Source organism: Alcaligenes sp. GW821-FHT11D07 (genome assembly GCF_058808495.1).
Map to the genome: position 1 here is coordinate 1,076,044 of NZ_JBXART010000001.1, position 15,841 is coordinate 1,091,884.

Below are 15,841 nucleotides of genomic sequence, written 5' to 3' on the forward strand. Positions count from 1 at the left end.
TGCCTAAAGTATAGAGCTTTGCACTGGCTTGGGGAGCGGCCAAAGCCAGGACAGCAGAGTACAATTGGCGGCTTTATTCCATTCTTAAAGCGACCCACCCATGATCCGTAGCATGACCGCGTTTGGCAGCGCCAAAGCCGAGTCCGAAGCAGGCTCCATCAATATCGAGATGCGCAGCGTCAATAACCGCTTTTTGGACCTGAATCTGCGCCTGCCCGAGGAACTGCGTTTTGCCGAAAATCTGCTGCGTGAGTTGGCAGCCCAAGGTGTGCAGCGCGGCAAGCTGGAACTGCGGGTTAACTTTGCTCGTAGCGGCACAGAGCAGCAACGCAGCCTGGATATGGAGGCTGTGGAGCGCACGGCCCAGATGTTGCAAGCGGCCCGTGTGGCCATTCCTGACTTGCCTGCCCCGGAACTGCACACCTTGCTGAGCAATCAGAGCGGCAATAGCTCGGATATGGACTCCGAAGCCTGGCTTCCATTGATTACCCAGGCGTTTGAGGCAGCGCTGCAAGACTTGCAGGCCACGCGCGAGCGCGAAGGCCAGCGTCTGGCACAAGCCATGCTGGATATCCGTCAGGATATGAGCGCCATCGTGGACGAGGTAGAGCAACACCTGCCTTCCATCCTGAGCGAGCAAAAGAACAAAATTGCCACACGCTTGCACGACGCCTTGCTGCAAGCCAGCCCCGATGGTTTCGCCCTGATTTCGGGCGAAGAGCTGTCGGCCCGTGTGGCCCAGGAAGCTGCCGTGTTCTCCTTGCGGATTGATGTGGCTGAAGAAATTGCCCGTCTGCGTTCTCACTTGGTGGAGCTGGAGCTTATTCTAAAAGGTGATACCAGCACCACGTCCAACAAGAAAAGTACCCGCCAAGGCAGCACGGGCAAGCGTTTGGACTTTTTGTTCCAAGAGATGAATCGTGAGGCCAATACGCTGGGGTCCAAGGCTGGGAGCATGGACATGACCCGAGCGTCCATTGACCTGAAACTGTGCATCGAGCAGTTGCGCGAGCAGACCCAAAACATCGAGTAAAGCCGCTTCGGCCTTATCCCAGCAGCGTCCTCGCAGGTTTTCTGCTGGGCCCCTGCTGAATAATTTGGCTGGGCTTTAGCGTTTTTACGATGTTTTTAAAAGAAGACCGTCCTGCTGATGCTGGACGGTTTTTTTGTGTCTTTCTTCTGGCTGCTGACACAGACTTGTCCACCTGTTTTTTCGAAAGTGGTCTGATGAAGCAGAGAAATAATTACATACACTTTATAAGCTGCCTTAATATATAAAAATAAAATAGCAATTTTTAAATAAAAAAATAAAACAGAAAATAAAATTGAATTTTCTTGAATAAAGAATTTGGCTTTAAAGCGATAAAAATGATTCTATTCGCTTAAATAAAGATGAACTTTATTATCTGTCTGCTAACTGCTTGTCCTGGGACTTTAGTGCCTGTTTTTTTCTTCTAGGTAATGACAAACGTCATTTTTTGGACAAGTACGTTTTCTGGTTTTAAAACGTCTGTTTCGATGCCGGTCCTGAGCGCTTTCCTGAGCCTCACCCTTATTTTTCTGCTTTTTTTTGCGCTGACGATTCCCGTACAATACGCGGTGCTGAACTGCGCTTAGGCGGCTTATTAAAGGACAGAAAACACATGAATTTCATTTTTCGTGGAAATGAAATATTGGTCAGTAGCCAGGATGGGGACGCGTTAATTCCCGCCAAACCCGCTCTGGATTTAGCGCAGACGCAATGGCATGCTCTTTTTCCAGGGCAAGATTGCCAGGATTTTGCCTGCCACGTGGCCGCAGACGCTCCGGCCCCCGAAGGCTGTACCTTCCGCCCCTTGCGTGCTGTGTTAAGCCAACTGGGCGAACAGGCAGGTCTTGTAAACCGAGCCTTTCAAGTATCGGAATGGGGACGCAGTCATCGTTTTTGCGGGGTGTGTGCCGCGCCGATGGAACGACTCAGCCATGAAATGTGCTTTCGATGCTCTTCTTGCGGCTTTTCTGCCTACCCGCGTATCTCGCCTGCCATGATGGTGCTGATCCGCGACAAGGACCGCATTTTGCTGGCCAGCCACTCCACCTATGCCACTGCACGCTACACCGCACTGGCCGGTTTTGTGGAAGCTGGCGAAAACCTGGAAGAAGCCATTCACCGCGAGGTTCACGAGGAAGTGGGCCTGCGGGTAAACAATATCCGGTATTTCGGCAGCCAGTCCTGGCCTTTCCCGCATTCTTTGATGGTGGCCTATACCGCAGAATATGCCGGCGGGGAGCTCTGTATTCAGGCTGATGAAATCAACGATGCCCGCTGGTTTGGCCCTGGCGATACCTTGCCGGATTTACCACACACCGATTCCATCGCAGGACGCTTGATACGGGCCCATTTGCCGGGCCAGCCTCGCGATTAACGGCGCGGCTCAGGCCGCCAAGTGCGTTGCGACATTGCGCAGCATACGGCCCAGGTCTTCGCGCTCTTTAGGATTGAGCACGGACAGGGCCCCATCAATCATTTCTTTGGCGGCAGGCCAGACTTGGGCATAGCGCTCACGGCCTGTTTCGCTTAAATACACGCGCATATAGCGGCTGTCGTTTTCATCAGCACGGCGCAGCACCAATTCCCGTTCCTGCATTTGATCAATCACCCGGCTTAGTACCGGCTGATGTACCACAATGGCTTTGGCTATTTCGCCGATGCTGCGCCCGTCTTCATCCCACAGATACTGCAAGACCCGGAAATGCACATAAGTCATATTGTGCTCGCGCAGCGTCGTTGATCTCAGGGTCTGGTCCAGCTTGTAGATGATATTGGCCATCTGGAAGGCCAGATTGGTTTCTACGCTGCTGTCGGGGATGGAAACGGGTGTTGTGCTCATAATGCCTTGGGTGAGTCAGTCCTGGCAGTCGCCACCGTTTGAAACCGGGTGGCGACCGGACCGTCAGTATACAAGCAGAGGTTCTGCTTAGACGGTTCCCGTAGGCTGGTGGCTGGCAGCACGGAAGATCTGCTCATAGCTCCACGGATTTGCCATGGCGGAACGCACGACTTGGGTGCGCACCTCATCTGGCAATGCGCTGATTTCGCCATACAAACAGGACCATTTCTGGCAATGCTCCACAATCTCGCGTTCGCTGTTTTCCCAGGCCTCCAGCGCATCTGGAATGGCCTGCGGATCGCGCACGTTTTCCAGAAAGCTGGCCAGGGCCAGACCATTTTGCATGGCCATCCCCCCACCCTGCCCCAGATTTGGGGGTTGGGCATGGGCGGCATCGCCCAAAATCGCAGTTCGCCCGCTGGACCAGGTTTTGCAGCGCGTCACGCTGTAACGTCCCCAACTGACTGGGCCGTCAATGCGTTCAATTAAATGTGACCAGTGAGGGAACAAGGCCGACCAATATTCCTTGTCGATCTGGGTATTGCTGGCACGCGCATCGTCATGCGGGCAGGTCAAGGCCAGGTAAGTCTGTGTCTCACTAACGGGTGTAATCAGCAAACGGTGCAGGCCGTTCCAGTTCTCAATGTATTTCTGAGCGTCCTGCTCAAGCGTGTCGCCCGGTTTGCGCTCGATCATGGTCCGCAAGGCCCCTTCGCGGGTTTGCTCATGAAGCAGCTCCAAACCCAGAGATTGACGGATGCGGGACCAGATACCATCAGCGCCCACAACCAGATCGGCCCTGAGACGTTCACCCGAGGCTAATTGCACCTCACCGCGGGCACTGGCACCGATTACCTCAACATGGGTACGCACTTTCACACCGGCGCGTTTGCCCGCTTGCTCCAGCGATTTCAGCAGTTGCGAGCGCATCACGGTAATGAGGCGACGATGAGGCGGCGTAGGGCCGCAATCGATCACTTCATTGTTCAAGTCACGTTGCTCGAAGTGGCTGCCGTAAAAGGCCCCTTCAATGGCTTGCTCATACGCACCGACCGCTTTCAGCACTCGCAGGCCGTTTTCCCATATATAGATACCGGAACCATTGGCACGCAATTCGGGCTGTCGCTCCAAAACGGTGACATCCCAACCCCGCTGGGCCAGGGCGGCTGCGGTAGCCAGCCCACCCAAACCACCCCCGGCGATCAAAGCACTTAGTTTTTTATCCGACATGGTGGTTTCCTTAGACTTGAGCCCACACAGGCAATGGCAGATTGCTATCCAATACACGTTCACCCGCCAAGGTGACGTACCACTCGCTGAGCAAACCGTCGGGGTCGCGCAAGAAGAAGGAACGCTTCCAGGGCAAGTTGACGTCGTAGACGGGAGTAATGTCCTTGGCCTTCAGACGTTGCAGGGTTTGTTCCAGATCCTCCACACTGGCCAGTTCAAAACTGCCGTGGGAAAAGGAGGCTTGCTCGTCCTGAACCAGAATCAGGCTGTAATCGTAGTTAGCCAGCCCAGCGCGCAAATACACGACTTGCTCATCCTGGTAGACCACTTCCAAGCCGCCCACTTCGGTATAAAAAACGCGCATGGCTGTTAACTGAGCGGTACGCAAGACAGCATGGGTGACGCGGCGTGGCTGTACGGGCGCATTGGCCACGGTTTCCAGAACCGGGTTGGAATCGTAGCGACCTTCGGTAAAGGGCTCCTGGCCTTCAGGGTCCCAGCGGCTGGTCAACAACTCCATCGGTCCGCTCAGGACACTGCGCCAGTCTTTGATCGTGTCGCAATAGAACTCGTTGTAGTTGCCGTCTGGATCAAACATATAGACGCTGTGGGCAACCTGATGGTCTACCGTCATGTCGATATCGCGCCCCTGTTCTTTGGCGCGTTTCCAGCCCTCAACCAGTTCGGCTTCATTTTCCAGCTCCCAGGCCAGATGATTCAAGCCAGGCACCAGACCAATCGTTCCAGGCAGTTGCAGCAGACCATCGCGGCCGTAGCGGTTCACCCCTTTGGTCGTTTCCATCATGCCCAAATCGTGGGGCGTGTGCCCGGTACCTAAAAAGGTAGCCACCAGATCGGGTTCGGTGAACTCCACTTTCAAACCACATACCTGGCTGTAAAAGTCCTCGCCGCGTTGAAGTTCGTCCACCCACAGGTTGACGTGGCCAAGACGACGCGGCTCAAAGCACGCGGCCTGGGTGGAGTGGGAAGTTGCTTGTGTCATAGTCTCTCCTCCTTGGTATGACGATTCATGGTTTGCAGCACGGCCAGCGTCAATGCGCTATCGGCCTGCTCCAGTTCCATCAAGACGTTGAAATGATTGCGGCCGGGAATGGCCAGGCTGCACACAGCGCAACCGGACAGCTCGCACTGCCGGGCGTAATGGCGGCTTTGCGCTTGCATGACCTCCGGCTCCAGCGCGCCCCAGGCAATCAGCACCGGGGTTTGAGCAGCTGGTGGATACAGGGCCGGGCTATAGCGTTGAGCTTGTTCGTCGTTCAGATCCAACCAGCCGTTAACAGCCGTGTGCAAAATGGGGTGCAAGTCCATGACCCCGCTGAAAATGCTGGCGCTGTGGATCAAACGCGGGCTGCGCTGGGCATCGGCGGCCAGCAGCATGCCGGCAAGATGCCCACCTGCAGAGCTGCCGCTGACATGGATACGCTGCGGATTGCCATTGAACTGGGTCGCGTGTTCGGCCACCCAATTTAAGGCACGCTCACATTGCGCAATGATTTGCGGTAGGCGGTAGGCAGGAGCCAAGCCATAGTCCATGCAAATTACGGTGGCACCCGCGGCATGCAGGCTTTGCGCCATCATGGCCGAGTCCTCTTTGGACAACATGCGCCAGTAGCCACCATGAATAAACAGGTAGACCGGTGCTCCAGGCTGGCGAGCTGCAAACACATCCAGCTTTTCGACAGGGTCGTCGCCATACTGATGGCTACTGAAACAGTCCCCCAGCGCGGCTTTGGCCTCTTCACTGGCGCGTCGGTAGTCTGCCATTTCGGCATCAAAATCTGGGACGGACGCCTGAAGCTGGTATTGCCCCAGATCGGCTGAATTGAAAACAAGCTTGTTCATAGCCTTACTCTTCCTGGGCCGAAGGCAGGCGGTTTAAGACTAAAAAGCCGATGAACACCAAGACTTCCATCGCCAGGAAGCTGCCAAATGCCCAGACATACGAGCCAGTCAGGCTCAGCAAGAAGCCCAGCAAGGAGGGGGCGACGAAGGTGGCAAATACCCCGCCCATTTCTGCATAGCCTGCCGCGCTGGGGCCTAGGTTGACGCCGTAGCGTTCGCCCACATAGCTGAAAATGGCCCCGCCGTGGAATACGCCCACACCACACAGCAACGCCACAATCAGCAAGCCGTTATAGGGAAGTACCTGCCAGGCGGCCAGCACACAGGCACTGGCTGCCAAAATGGTGAGCCACATCCCTACTCGCATGACACCCAAGCGGGTAAAACGATCGCTGACATAGCCGCCCAGAATCAGGAAGAACACCTGGGACAGGCCCATCACTGTGCCAAACAAAGGAGCTTGTTCGGGAGCCAGACCTTGCACATCGATCAAGGCAGGAATCAACCAGGTTGCGGTGGCAGCGACCGAGAACAAGGCACCGAAGATTGCCAGAATGCCTACCCAAATCCAGGGGCGTGCGGCAATGGAGCGCAAAACACCGGCATCGGTGCGGATCTTGTCGTGCGGGTCTTGATAAGGGCCGGATCGCACAATCAACTGTGTGATCAAACAGGCACTCAGTGTCAGCCCGCCCAATACCAGAAAGAAGGCACGCCAGCCATGCGCCATGGCGTAAGGCAGACCCAGCGCAAAGTCCAGCGTAATGGCCAGAGAATAGGCAGCCAAAATGATGCCCAGCACCAGACCTTGGCGGCGCGGCGCAAACCATTGCATGACAATTTTCATGGACCCTACCCAAACGGCGGAGTCAAAGAAACCCACGACCAGTCGCAGCAAGAACAACTGCGTAAAGTCTTGTGCCTGCGTTTGCAGCAGCATTAACAAGCCGCTACCGCCCAGACCAATCAAGTACAAGCGTACCGAACTCATGGAGCGGCCACGCGGCGCCCAAAACAACATACCTAATGCAAAGGACACTCCGAAAGCACCCTGCACCAAACCGGCCTGGGCGGGGCTGAGTGCCAAGTCCGCCGACACAATTTTGATAACGGCGGCAAAGCCGTAAAAATCCGCCGCCAGGCACATCTCGCCCATGACGGCCATCAACAGCATGAGCAAGGCCACCGCGCGATGCGGTTTGGCCTTGTCCAGCGGATTGCCCATTACCCCCTGTTCCACCATGTCATCCTCTCCTTTGGAAAAATGTTCAAGCTGGGTGTTTGTCAGACACACCCTTTAATTGCTTTAAACATGAAGGATTATGATGAGGCGGGCTAATTCATGTCAATACATATGTATTAGTATATTCCCTAGCCTGACTTGGCCGATGGGGCTAGGGCTAGACGGTTTTTTTGCTAAGAGGCAAGGCCAGAACGATGGCGGCCAGCACGGCGCACAGCACCGTTACGTCGGCCAGATCGCCCCACCAGGCCGATAAGGCCAGACCGGCCCCCAGCAGCAGGCTGTACATCAAGCCAAATACAGCACCCGCCATACCTGCCACAGAACGATAGTTTTGCAAGGCACCAGACAGCAGGTTGGGAATGGCAATGGCGTAGGCCAGCGCCACCAGCACCGCGGGCAGCAAGAAGATCAAATGCTGGCCGGTCACTTCCAGACCCACAGCAGCGACAGCCAGAATCACAATCCCCCGCCAGATCAGCCGCCTGGAACTTTGCCCTCTCGCCAGCCAACGGCGATTCAAAAATGCACCCATAAAGGTTCCAGCAGCCAATAAAAGGCCGGCAATCATCATGGGACGGTTATCCGAACCCAGGCTTTGCAGCAGGAATGGGGCCCACTGGTAGAAGGCGAAGATGGTGATGTTGAACAAGGCAACTAAAATGGCCGATTGCCAAATTGCCGCGTCTTGTAGCAAGCGCGATAGCACTTGAACCAAACGGATCTGGGCGCGTTGGGCGGGACGTGTTTCAGGGAGCTGGAACACGCTGGCCAGCAGTAAAAGCACAGCCAGAAGCAATAAGCCTATGAAAACCGGAGTGGCGCTGCCAGTGGCCGACAAGACGACGCCCATTGCCAGGCCGAGCAACGGGCTTAGCGCTAAGGCTGCTCCTATGGTGCCAAAGACTTTGGCCAAATCTTCTGCCTGATAGCGGTCTCGCAACATGGTTTGCACACCAATCGAGCCGATCGCTGCGCCGAAGGCGCTAATCATGCGTGCCACCAGCAAAACACTGAAGCTGGGGCTGAACAAGGCCAGCAGACAACCCAAGCCGTACACCGTCAAACCTGCTAGAACGGCGGGCCGCCGCCCGGCTTTGTCACACACATAACCCCAAAAAAGGACACCTGCCGCAAAGGCAATAAAGTAAACCGATAAAGTTTGCCCCGCACGGCTGGCCGAGACACTATAGCTGTCAGCGATCAGGGGCAGAGCTGGGCTATAGGCGGTTTCCACGACTTGTGGAAACATGATCAAAGCGATCATCAAGAGTAGGAAACGAGACATGCTAATTACACTGAAAGTAGAGAAAGAATCAGCGTAAACGTGGTGTGATTTTTCTATTACAAGTATTCTGATTGGAAATCCATTAAATCGGACAACCATGCCTTGGCTCGACTCTAGTGATCCTTTTCCCGACTTGAATGGCCGACATGCGCTGGGGATTGCTGCACGATTAGCGCAGCACGACTCGGGCTTGCATCAGCACCCCTGGGGGCAAATTCTGTATACACACAGCGGTTGCATCCGTGTGACTTTGGACCAGCAGCTGTGTTTATTGCCACCGGGCCGCTTGATCTGGATTCCTGCCCTGCTGCCCCACCAAGCCAGAATGAGTGAACAGGTGGACTATCGCTCGGTGTATCTGGACCCCGCTCACTACCCCGACTTACCTGAGCAGGTGCAGATCCTGGCCGCCAATGATTTGTTGACTGCAGTGCTTGATCGCGTTGCGCAAGCTGATCTGGACAAGGATTGGGATCAGCCGCCGGGTTTGTATGTGATGCAGGTTTTGCTGGATGAACTCAAGAGCGCGCCCGATCAAGCACTTTTCCTGCCCTTGCCGCAAGACCCGCGTCTAAAACGCATCCCTATCGATACCCTGCCACCTGCCTTGAATGTATTGGCCGAGTATCTGGGTGCAGGAGAAAAGACTATTACCCGTCTCTTCAAGCGCGACACCGGCTTGGGCTACCAACAGTGGCGTCAGCAATGGCGTTTACTTAAATCGCTGGAACAGCTGGCCACGGGAAACGCCGTTACTCAGGTGGCCTCGGAGCTGGGATTTGCCAGTGATAGCGCGTTTATCGCCTTCTTTAAAGAACAGATGGGGCAGACTCCGGGCCACTACGCGAGACAGCCGCTTACGTAAGCGAGGATAAACACCACTTTGGCTGCTGATTGTTTAAGCACTATGATCGGCCCTCTACGACTACAAAAAAGAGAGAGGAGCACAATGACGTTTTCATTTCGCCTGAGTCTGATTGCAGCCAGTTGTTTGATGGCTGGCAGTGCCTTGGCTCAAGCCAGCCAGGGAATGGTGGATCAAGCACTGAGCAAAGCAGATGCCCTGGAACAGCAAGTGATTGAGTGGCGCCGCCACATTCACCAGAACCCCGAACTGTCTTATCAAGAGCACAACACGGCTGCTTACATCAAGGCGGCTCTGGAAACCATGCCGGGCTACGAAATCCAGACCGGTATTGCGCAAACCGGCATTAAAGCGGTACTGAAGGGTGGCAAGCCTGGGCCGGTAGTGGCGCTGCGGGCCGATATGGATGCCCTGCCCGTGCTGGAACGCAATGACCTGCCCTTTAAATCCACCGCTGTGGGCCAATGGCAAGGCAAAGAAGTGCCGGTTTCTCATGCTTGCGGCCATGACACCCACGTCGCCATGCTCTTGGGCGCCGCCAAGGTCTTTTCCGATATGCGAGCCGAGCTGCCCGGCACCATCGTCTTGTTGTTCCAGCCTGCTGAAGAGCAAGGCCCAGGCACGCCGCTCAGTGGTGCCAACGCCATGATGAAAGAAGGTGTGCTGGACAAGCCCAAGGTAGATGTGATCATGGGGCAGCATATTGGCCCCGCTTATCCGGTGGGCAGCATTGGTTATCGCCAAGGCAGCCTGATGGCCAGTGGCGACGTATTCTCCATCACCCTGGATGGAAAAGGCGGCCATGGCTCTTCCCCTTGGGGGGCCAGTTCACCCGTCGTGGCCGCAGCGGAAACCGTAATGGCCTTGAACAACATCATTGCTCAGCGCACGAACCCGCTTGATGGCACGACGGTGGTGACGGTAGGTTCTCTGCAAAGTGGCAACCGTCCTAACGTCCTGCCCGAAACTGCTTACATCTCCGGCACGGTACGTTCCCTGTCGAAAATGAATCAGGCTACGGCACATGAGCTGATCAAGCGCTACGCGCAAAACATTGCTGACAGCCATGGCCTGAAAGCCACGGTGAAAATCGATACGGGGTATGAAGTCCTGATCAGTGATCCGCAGGTGACTCAGCTCATCAGCCCGGCCTTGAATCAAGCCACTGACGGCATCGGCGCCAAAGAAGTGCAAGCCGGCATGGGCTCGGAAGACTTCGGGGCCTTCTCCAAGAACATCCCCTTGGTGTTCTGGCGCTTGAATGCTTCCCCTCACGCAGACAAAGTGGGCGCACCTAACCATTCGCCCGAGTTCATGATTGATGAAAAGGCACTGCGCATCGGTACACGGGCCTTAGTGGCCAGTTCTCTGACTTATATGCTCGAGAACAAGAAACCTTGAGTTTTTGGGTTTTCTGTCCCTTGTAAGAAGCGCATATTGATCATTCGCTCTGATTGAATATGGTTCGTTTCTAAAAATGGCCGGTTCACGTTTAAGTGACCGGCCTAATTTATAAAGGGATAGAGATGACACGATTTTCTGTTGCCAGCAAACCAAGTAAAGAGTCGACTCAAGATAGTTCCATCGCCCTGCTCAGCTTAATCATGGCTAGCTCTGTGCCGGCCGCGCTTCGCGCAGCCGTTCAACTGGATGTGGCCGATCATTTAAAAGACGGCCCTCTTGCGATCGAGGACTTAGCTTCTGCAACACATACACAGGCACTTCATTTGCAGCGCATTATGCGGGTCTTGTGCGCGTACGGCGTGTTCCGCGAACAGCCTGTCAATACGTACCAGCTTGATCAGTTGGGTCAGCATTTACGCACAGATGCCAGTGCGCGTTTGAAAGATGCAACCTTAATGCTGACTGACCCTGCTCTTTTGTATGGGGTACAAGACCTGGCACGAGCCGCTGCAGGCTCACCGATTTTTCGTGAGCATTTTGGGCATGGTTTTTTTGAGCATTGGGAGGATCCCTCCATCCACTCTATTTTTCACCAAGGTATTTCTGAAAAATCGATGGCTTCCAACCGCCTCTTAATAGAGAAAATCGACATCCCTCAAGGAGCGCGAGTGGTTGATGTGGGCGGCGGTATCGGCCGTCTATTGTCCTTGGTCTTGCAACAGCATCCCAGCGCCTATGGCGTCTTATATGATCACGCGCAAGTGCTGGAAAACTCGGTTTTGGCTGATTTGAACCAGGCAGATCGCTGGGAGCATGTAGCAGGCGATTTTTTTGAGAGCTGTCCTGAGGGGGATGTCTACTTGCTGCAGAATGTTCTACATGACTGGAGTGATGAGCAATCCATACGCATTTTGCGCAACTGCAAGCAGGGTATGTCCAAACAGGGCCGGGTCTTGGTTTTAGAGGCTGTCATCCAGCCGGATAACCGCCCTAACGGCGGCAAGCTGCTGGACCTGGTTGTGATGGGTGTACTGGAAAATAGCCGTGAACGGACACAGGCAGAATTTGAATCTTTGTTTGCCCACGCGGGTCTGCGCTTGATACGGCATATAGATTGCGGTGGCGTGTGCTCTATTCTGGAGCTTGAGCACGCTTGAAAGACGGCTGTAAAAGAAAACCGCGCCGATATGGCGCGGTTTCTTTGTGAGCGTTCAGGTTTAACGGATTTCCAGCTTCTTGGCCCCAGCCCCACCCTTTTTCTTGGGCAGAACCAGCTCCAAAACGCCGTTTTCACATTTAGCGCTGGCCTGGGTGTCGTCAATATCCTGAGCCAGGCTGAAACTGCGGGTTTGGACGCCGTAATAGCGTTCGCTGCGCAATACCGTGTCGCCTTCTTTTTCCTCATGCTGACGTCGGCTTTCGACGCGGATGGATACTACGTTGCCATCAACACTGACGTGAACATCTTCTTTGTTGATGCCTGGGACTTCCGCACTGACCCGGTAAGCCCCTTCGTCCTCGTGTACATCCAGTCGAATGCTAGGGGGGGTATTGCCCGCCAAGGAGCCAACAACCGGTACACGCCGGAAAATATCTTCAAAATCGCGCCACGTATCCAAGCCAGCCAGCTCACCAAACGGATTGAAACGTGTCAAATTATTTGCCATGCTTGAACTCCATTTTGTAGAAATTGAGCCCTGCGTAAGTAGGGAGGCGTGGGCTCTGATCGCCTACGCATTAATAGATAGTGGCAGCTTGGGACTTTTCAAGCCCTGATATAAACAACGCCCGTCCAGCCTTCTTTTAGAAGGTGCAGACGGGCATTTAATACGTAGAGCAGCAGGTTTTGGGCGGCTTATGCGTTGCTCAGGCTGGGTTTGGCATGAATACTGACCTCTTCAGGTTCGGAATGCTCATCGCTCAGGATAGGCACTTCCTTCCCTTCTTTATCCACCACTTTCCCATTAACGACACGATCGCCTTCGTTCAGTTTGGCCACATCCGACACGCGCAGGTAGCGTCCACCGCCTGCCGCGAACACAGAGGGTTGATCAGGATTACCCAGTTTGAAGTGGTTGAACAGCAGGTTCAGCACAATGGCTACCAAAGCAGCAGAGCTGATGCCGGAGTGGAAAATCGTTGCGAACCAGACAGGGAAATGCTCGTAGAACTTAGGAGCCACGATAGGGATCATGCCCGCGCCAATGGCAGTGGCCACAATGATCAGGTTCATATTGTTTTCGTAGTTGACCTTGGCCAAAGTACGAATACCGCTGGCGGCCACCGTGCCAAATAAGACCATGCCGGCACCACCCAAGACAGCAGGTGGTACAGCGGCAACCAGACGGCCCATGACGGGCAGCAAGCCCAGGGCAATCAGAATCAAACCACCAAAGGCGACAACATAACGGCTTTTAACACCTGTTACCGCTACCAGACCGACGTTCTGAGCAAAAGCGCTTTGTGTGAAGGAGCCAAAGATCGGAGCCACCAGGCTGGACAGCATATCGGCACGCAGGCCATCGCCCAGGCGCTTGGAGTCCACCTTGGTTTCGATGATGTCACCCACCGCCAGAATGTCGGCCGATGTTTCCACCAAGGTGACGATGATCACAATGAACATGGAAATAATGGCGGCGGTCTGGAAGGTTGGCATGCCAAAGTGGAACAGGCTAGGCAAGGCAAAAACCTCGCCTTCGCCTACTGCGGAGAAATCGGCATGACCAATGGCTGCGGCAATCACAGTCCCAATAATGATGGCCAGCAAGATGGACAAGCGCGAAATGGCGGCACTTCCCAGTTTGCTCAGCAACAGGACAATCGCCAGCGTCATGGCAGCCAGGGAGATATTGCCGACGCTGCCAAAGTCAGGGGCTGAAGGATTGCCGCCCATGGCCCAAAATGCGGCAACAGGCATCAGGGTCAAGCCAATGGTGGTAATCACGCAGCCTGTGACCAAAGGCGGGAAGAAGCGGATGATGCGTGAAAACAAGGGGGTAATCAGCAGCCCTATCAGGGAGGCCACAATAACGGCGCCAAATACAGCGGGCAGGCCGCCTCCTGTATTCAAGATCGCAATCATGGTGGCGACACCAGAGAACGACACACCTTGGACCAGGGGCAGGCGGCATCCGAAAAAGGGAACGCCCAAGGTTTGCAGCAAAGTGGCCAAACCGCCCATGAACAGGCAGGCCGTAATCAACAAGCCAGTTTCACTAGGAGGCAAGCCAGCGGCTTCGCCAATAATCAGGGGCACGGCAATAATGCCGCCGTACATGGTCAGTACGTGTTGAAAGCCGTAGGCCAGATTGGCACCCAGGCCCAGATTCTCGTCTTCTGGACGCTGCGTTTGCGCGGCGTCTCTTGTCGTTGTTTGTGTCATTAGTTGTCTCCGAATAATGGATAGGCAGGGCTCTATGGCCCTGTCGCTAAAAAAATCAAGCTGTGGCTACGCTGACCTCCACCTTGTCACGCAGACGGCGAGCGGCATGTTGATGGCGGTGCATCAGTTCCTGAAGGTCGATACCGCAGGGCTGGCCGTCGATGACTCGCCATTGGCCGGCGACCATGACGCGGTCGGCCCGATCTGCGCCGCACAGCAGCAAGGCAGCCAAGGGGTTTTCTGCACCGGAAAAACGCAGCTCGTCCAAGGTGAACAAGGCCAAGTCCGCTTGCTGGCCCACATTCAGGCCACCAATGTCCTCACGGCCCAAGCAGCGGGCTGAGCCTTGTGTGGCCCAGCGAATGACAGCCTGATGGGTGACCTGACCGGGTGCGTAGCGCAGGCGGCCCAGTAGCAGCGCCTGACGCATTTCCTGAGCCAGATTGGAGTGGTCGTTAGAAGCAGAACCATCCACTGCCAAACCAACGGGTGCACCAGCAGCTTCCAGTTCGATGGTGCGGCACAGGCCGCTGCCCAAAACCATATTGGACGAGGGGCAGTGCGCGATGCCTGTCCCGGCTTTGCCCAGGCGCTGAATCTCATCGTCATTAAAGTGAATGCCGTGAGCCAGCCAGGTGCGATTGCTTAACCATCCCTGCTGGTCCAGATAATCCAACGGACGCATGCCAAACAGGCGCTCGCAGTAGGCGGTTTCGTCGTCTGTCTCGGCCAGATGGGTGTGCAGACGGACGTCCTCACGTTCTGCCAGCTTGGCGCTTTCGCTCATCAATTCCCGGCTAACGGAAAAGGGAGAACAGGGAGCCAGTGCCAGCGTAATCATGGCCCCGTCTTCCCGCTGGTGATATTGGCGAATCAAACGCAGGCTGTCGTCCAGAATGGTTTGCTCGTCCTGAACGACGTTTTGAGGGGGCAAACCGCCCTGGTCGCGACCAACGCTCATGGAGCCGCGTGTCAGTGCGGCGCGCACACCTAGTCGCTGTGCGGTTTCAGCCTGACAATCAATAGCGTGTTGCAAGGCGCCGGAAAATACATAGTGGTGATCGGCCACCGTTGTACAGCCCGATTGCAGCAGCTCCACCATGGCCAGTTCACTGGCCACCTGCATTTGCTCATCATCCAGGCCAGCCCAGACGTCATACAAAGTGGTCAGCCAGGGGAACAAAGGCTTGTTCAGCGCCGGTGTATAGGCGCGCGTCAGCGTTTGATAAAAGTGATGGTGCGTATTGACCAGGCCTGGCAGCAATACGTGACGGGAAGCATCCCAAGTCTGATCGTAAGCTTGAAGGGGTTGCTGGCCGGCGGCGACTTTTTCGATGATGCGGCTGTCTTGAACCAGTACACCACCTGCGGCTTGTTCATCCGAACAGGCCATCGGATTACGAATCCACAGAATCGGGGAACGGCTAGTCATGCTTGTGTCTCCTGCGTTTTAGTTGTTTTTCATTGTTGTCAGTTCGACTTGCTGACTTATATACCCCTTGTGATAAGGGTTATTCGGCCCGTCATGATCTGCTCGCCAAGCACCGCCTAAACCGTGGATATTCTTGCTGCATCCAAGAAGTCATATGCCTTGTATATGGATTGCTATATATCGTGGGGGGCAGAGATTTCCCCGTGTTTGGGGCTGAAAAAAAGTGCTCAAAAATCAGGATTTGCCCTCTGGACAAAATCCCCG

At 55.0% G+C, this 15,841-nt stretch carries 14 protein-coding genes; 5 read left to right on the forward strand and 9 right to left on the reverse strand.

All coding sequences use genetic code 11. The annotated features are described in order from the left end of the window. The first annotated feature begins 100 nt into the window (after positions 1–100). Positions 101–1,033: a YicC/YloC family endoribonuclease gene (locus AC1RSM_RS04925; protein WP_492930032.1), complete on the forward strand. Its 933-nt coding sequence runs from the start codon at positions 101–103 to the stop codon at positions 1,031–1,033. A 610-nt stretch (positions 1,034–1,643) separates the two neighbouring features. Continuing rightward, positions 1,644–2,405 carry an NAD(+) diphosphatase gene (gene nudC / locus AC1RSM_RS04930; protein ID WP_492930034.1) on the forward strand — a complete coding sequence of 254 codons (762 nt, stop codon included), beginning with the start codon at positions 1,644–1,646 and terminating at the stop codon, positions 2,403–2,405. A 9-nt stretch (positions 2,406–2,414) separates the two neighbouring features. Here nudC and AC1RSM_RS04935 read toward each other — a convergent pair whose 3' ends face one another. The 6 genes from AC1RSM_RS04935 to AC1RSM_RS04960 all read right to left on the reverse strand — a co-directional run bounded on the left by AC1RSM_RS04935 (position 2,415) and on the right by AC1RSM_RS04960 (position 8,494). After that, the gene (locus AC1RSM_RS04935) at positions 2,415–2,870 is read right to left on the reverse strand and encodes a MarR family winged helix-turn-helix transcriptional regulator (RefSeq protein ID WP_492930036.1); all 456 of its coding nucleotides are present in this window, start codon (positions 2,868–2,870) and stop codon (positions 2,415–2,417) included. Positions 2,871–2,957: 87 nt separating this feature from the next. After that, positions 2,958–4,100 carry an FAD-dependent oxidoreductase gene (locus AC1RSM_RS04940; protein WP_492930038.1) on the reverse strand — a complete coding sequence of 381 codons (1,143 nt, stop codon included), beginning with the start codon at positions 4,098–4,100 and terminating at the stop codon, positions 2,958–2,960. 10 nt (positions 4,101–4,110) lie between these two features. Beyond that, the gene (locus AC1RSM_RS04945) at positions 4,111–5,103 is read right to left on the reverse strand and encodes a VOC family protein (protein WP_492930040.1); all 993 of its coding nucleotides are present in this window, start codon (positions 5,101–5,103) and stop codon (positions 4,111–4,113) included. Then, complete coding sequence (locus tag AC1RSM_RS04950; RefSeq protein WP_492930042.1) at positions 5,100–5,963, reverse strand: alpha/beta hydrolase; 864 nt, start codon at positions 5,961–5,963, stop codon at positions 5,100–5,102. The genes AC1RSM_RS04945 and AC1RSM_RS04950 overlap by 4 nt, the downstream gene beginning before the upstream one ends. A 4-nt stretch (positions 5,964–5,967) precedes the next feature. Further along, positions 5,968–7,206 carry an MFS transporter gene (locus AC1RSM_RS04955; protein WP_492930044.1) on the reverse strand — a complete coding sequence of 413 codons (1,239 nt, stop codon included), beginning with the start codon at positions 7,204–7,206 and terminating at the stop codon, positions 5,968–5,970. 157 nt (positions 7,207–7,363) lie between these two features. Next, positions 7,364–8,494 (reverse strand): MFS transporter, encoded by a 1,131-nt coding sequence (locus AC1RSM_RS04960; protein WP_492930046.1) that lies wholly within the window; start codon positions 8,492–8,494, stop codon positions 7,364–7,366. A gap of 97 nt (positions 8,495–8,591) precedes the next feature. On the opposite strand from AC1RSM_RS04960, the gene AC1RSM_RS04965 reads away from it, so the two are divergent. The 3 genes from AC1RSM_RS04965 to AC1RSM_RS04975 all read left to right on the forward strand — a co-directional run bounded on the left by AC1RSM_RS04965 (position 8,592) and on the right by AC1RSM_RS04975 (position 11,920). Beyond that, positions 8,592–9,359, forward strand: coding sequence for an AraC family transcriptional regulator (locus AC1RSM_RS04965; RefSeq protein ID WP_492930048.1), 768 nt, complete (start codon positions 8,592–8,594; stop codon positions 9,357–9,359). Between the two features lie 84 nt (positions 9,360–9,443). Further along, the gene (locus AC1RSM_RS04970; RefSeq protein ID WP_492930050.1) at positions 9,444–10,760 is read left to right on the forward strand and encodes a M20 metallopeptidase family protein; all 1,317 of its coding nucleotides are present in this window, start codon (positions 9,444–9,446) and stop codon (positions 10,758–10,760) included. A gap of 125 nt (positions 10,761–10,885) precedes the next feature. Beyond that, the gene (locus AC1RSM_RS04975) at positions 10,886–11,920 is read left to right on the forward strand and encodes a methyltransferase (RefSeq protein WP_492930052.1); all 1,035 of its coding nucleotides are present in this window, start codon (positions 10,886–10,888) and stop codon (positions 11,918–11,920) included. A 60-nt stretch (positions 11,921–11,980) separates the two neighbouring features. Here AC1RSM_RS04975 and AC1RSM_RS04980 read toward each other — a convergent pair whose 3' ends face one another. The 3 genes from AC1RSM_RS04980 to AC1RSM_RS04990 form a co-directional block, all read right to left on the reverse strand. Then, positions 11,981–12,430, reverse strand: coding sequence for an Hsp20/alpha crystallin family protein (locus AC1RSM_RS04980; RefSeq protein WP_492930054.1), 450 nt, complete (start codon positions 12,428–12,430; stop codon positions 11,981–11,983). Positions 12,431–12,618: 188 nt separating this feature from the next. Then, a complete protein-coding gene (locus AC1RSM_RS04985) occupies positions 12,619–14,145 on the reverse strand; it encodes a nucleobase:cation symporter-2 family protein (RefSeq protein WP_492930056.1) in 1,527 nt (508 codons plus the stop codon). 55 nt (positions 14,146–14,200) lie between these two features. After that, positions 14,201–15,577: an 8-oxoguanine deaminase gene (locus AC1RSM_RS04990; protein WP_492930058.1), complete on the reverse strand. Its 1,377-nt coding sequence runs from the start codon at positions 15,575–15,577 to the stop codon at positions 14,201–14,203. Between the last annotated feature and the right edge of the window lie 264 nt (positions 15,578–15,841).

Coding starts and splice junctions, on each gene's coding strand:
- AC1RSM_RS04925 (WP_492930032.1), top strand. CDS start 101: ATGATCCGTAGCATGACCGCGTTTGGCAGCGCCAAAGCCGAGTCCGAA.
- nudC (WP_492930034.1), top strand. CDS start 1,644: ATGAATTTCATTTTTCGTGGAAATGAAATATTGGTCAGTAGCCAGGAT.
- AC1RSM_RS04935 (WP_492930036.1), bottom strand. CDS start 2,870: ATGAGCACAACACCCGTTTCCATCCCCGACAGCAGCGTAGAAACCAAT.
- AC1RSM_RS04940 (WP_492930038.1), bottom strand. CDS start 4,100: ATGTCGGATAAAAAACTAAGTGCTTTGATCGCCGGGGGTGGTTTGGGT.
- AC1RSM_RS04945 (WP_492930040.1), bottom strand. CDS start 5,103: ATGACACAAGCAACTTCCCACTCCACCCAGGCCGCGTGCTTTGAGCCG.
- AC1RSM_RS04950 (WP_492930042.1), bottom strand. CDS start 5,963: ATGAACAAGCTTGTTTTCAATTCAGCCGATCTGGGGCAATACCAGCTT.
- AC1RSM_RS04955 (WP_492930044.1), bottom strand. CDS start 7,206: ATGGTGGAACAGGGGGTAATGGGCAATCCGCTGGACAAGGCCAAACCG.
- AC1RSM_RS04960 (WP_492930046.1), bottom strand. CDS start 8,494: ATGTCTCGTTTCCTACTCTTGATGATCGCTTTGATCATGTTTCCACAA.
- AC1RSM_RS04965 (WP_492930048.1), top strand. CDS start 8,592: ATGCCTTGGCTCGACTCTAGTGATCCTTTTCCCGACTTGAATGGCCGA.
- AC1RSM_RS04970 (WP_492930050.1), top strand. CDS start 9,444: ATGACGTTTTCATTTCGCCTGAGTCTGATTGCAGCCAGTTGTTTGATG.
- AC1RSM_RS04975 (WP_492930052.1), top strand. CDS start 10,886: ATGACACGATTTTCTGTTGCCAGCAAACCAAGTAAAGAGTCGACTCAA.
- AC1RSM_RS04980 (WP_492930054.1), bottom strand. CDS start 12,430: ATGGCAAATAATTTGACACGTTTCAATCCGTTTGGTGAGCTGGCTGGC.
- AC1RSM_RS04985 (WP_492930056.1), bottom strand. CDS start 14,145: ATGACACAAACAACGACAAGAGACGCCGCGCAAACGCAGCGTCCAGAA.
- AC1RSM_RS04990 (WP_492930058.1), bottom strand. CDS start 15,577: ATGACTAGCCGTTCCCCGATTCTGTGGATTCGTAATCCGATGGCCTGT.